Raw genomic sequence first — 2,328 nt, forward strand, 5'->3', positions numbered from 1 at the left:
GCCGATAACGGCTGTTTTCTTGCCTTTGAACAGTGGGCCGTCACAGTGTGGGCAGTAAGCCACGCCTTTGTTACGGTATTCTTGTTCACCCGGAACGTTCATTTCACGCCAGCGTGCACCTGTACTGGTGATAACAGAGCGAGCTCGTAGTGTTGCGCCACTCTCTAATTCAACATGGATGTAGCCGTCTTTTGTGTCTTCTGCAGCAATGATGTTTGCAGCGCGCTGCTCAGTCATTACTTCAACACCGTACTCTTTTACGTGCTCTTCTAAGCTAGCCACTAGCTTAGGACCTGTTGTCGCTTTCACTGAGATAAAGTTCTCAATTGCCATGGTATCCATTACTTGGCCACCGAATCGGTCAGCAACTACACCCGTGCGAATGCCTTTACGTGCTGCATAAATTGCTGCTGAAGAACCTGCTGGGCCACCACCGACAACTAACACATCAAACGGTGCTTGTTGGTTTAGGTTTGCTGCTTTCTTTTCAGCTGCACCTGAGTCTACTTTATTAAGGATTTCTGCCAGTGACATACGACCTTGACCAAATAGCTCACCGTTAATGAACACGCTCGGTACTGCCATGATGTCGCGAGACTTCACTTCCTCTTGGAATGCAGCGCCGTCGATCATAGTTGTCTTAACCAGAGGGTTAATCGCCGACATCATGTTGAAGGCCTGAACCACTTCTGGACAGTTTTGGCACGATAGTGAGATGAAAATCTCAACATTAAGATCTTGATCTAATTCTTTAATTTGCTCGATTACGTCAGCTTCAAGCTTGATTGGGTGACCGCCACTGTGAAGCAGTGCCAGTACTAGTGACGTGAACTCGTGACCCATTGGTAAACCGGCGAAACCGATCGCTGTGCCTTTCTCTTGGTTCACTACCTGCATGATAGGGCTGCGCGTGCTTGCGCTATCATCGCGTGTTACTTCAATTTTGTCCGTTAAAGACGCGATGTCGTTTGCTAGGTTTTGGAGTTTGTTTGCGGTATCGCTGTCATCTAGGCTCAGCACTAACTGAACATTGGTTTTTAGGTTTTCTAGGTATGCTTTTAGCTGCTGCTTCATTGCTTGATCTAACATAATCGTGCCTGCTCTTAAATTCTGTGTCTTGGTATTGACCAATACCTTCTTGCTGAAAAAGGAAAATAAAAAGGGGGCGCAAGTCGGCAAATATTGTGGTTTTGATGATTTGAAAGGGTGGCGCGCAACTGCCCTTTAGGAGGGAGGCCGAAGCGCGCCTGTAGAACCGTTTTATTTGTTCTTTTTAGCTATTCTTGTTAGGTAGGCTTAGATTAAATCTTGCCTACTAGGTCTAGAGATGGTGCTAGTGTCTCTTCGCCTTCTTTCCATTCAGCTGGGCAAACTTCACCTGGGTTAGCCGCTACGTATTGTGCTGCTTTAACCTTGCGTAGTAGGTCTTCAGCGTCACGACCGATACCTTCAGCAGTGATTTCCATTGCTTGGATAACGCCTTCTGGGTCGATTAGGAACGTAGCACGGTCTGCTAGGCCTTGACCTTCACGCATTACGTTGAAGTTGTTTGTGATAGTGCCTGTTTGGTCACCTACCATGAAGTATTCGATAGTGCCGATTTTGTCAGAAGTATCGTGCCATGCTTTGTGAGAGAAGTGAGTGTCAGTTGATACTGAGTAAACTTCTACACCGCGAGATTGAAGCTCTGCGTATTTTTCTTGTAGGTCAACTAGCTCAGTTGGACATACGAAAGTGAAGTCTGCTGGGTAGAAGAAGAATACTGCCCACTTGCCTTTAACGTCTTGCTCAGTGATTTCTACGAATTCGCCGTTTTTGAATGCTGTTGCGTTGAATGGTTTGATTTCTGTGTTGATCATGTTTTGACTCTCTTTCTAATTTGTAGTGTTTAACGCTATCCCGCGTCGATGGAGATATATTGCATTGGCACCGAAAATTAGTGAAATCGGACATTTCTATAGATTCAATAGGTGATTCCTATCTTCGAAAGGAGAAAGCTATCAACAAAAACGATTAACAAAAGCCATCAAACATCAGCAATACTCGATTTGAGTGGCTATGCTCTTTAGGTTGTTCTCTATATTGGGCTGACCTCCTGCTAATGTGAGCGTCTATTTATAGTGTGAGCATGTATGTAGATAGCGTTTCTTTAAGTGAGCTGAGATCCTATTTTAATCTGGGAATAACAAAAAATTATCATTAATATAAATTATGATAATTTCAGTTAATCGCAATCTCTCCCTATACTCTTTTCATCGAAACGAGATACTGAAGTTAGACTTCGAAAAGCACAGAATAAAAAACGAATTGGAGAAAGTTATGAAAATG

At 44.0% G+C, this 2,328-nt stretch carries 2 protein-coding genes; both read right to left on the reverse strand.

The features are described from left to right. Positions 1-1,089 (reverse strand): alkyl hydroperoxide reductase subunit F (ahpF, locus tag A142_RS16305; protein WP_069591573.1); only part of this gene is annotated, 1,089 nt, incomplete at its 3' end. Positions 1,090-1,301: 212 nt separating this feature from the next. Then, positions 1,302-1,859, reverse strand: coding sequence for an alkyl hydroperoxide reductase subunit C (gene ahpC / locus A142_RS16310; RefSeq protein ID WP_019824478.1), 558 nt, complete (start codon positions 1,857-1,859; stop codon positions 1,302-1,304). Positions 1,860-2,328 lie beyond the last annotated feature (469 nt).

This window comes from Vibrio splendidus 12E03, assembly GCF_000272105.2.
In the GTDB taxonomy this organism is placed as follows: domain Bacteria; phylum Pseudomonadota; class Gammaproteobacteria; order Enterobacterales; family Vibrionaceae; genus Vibrio; species Vibrio splendidus_I.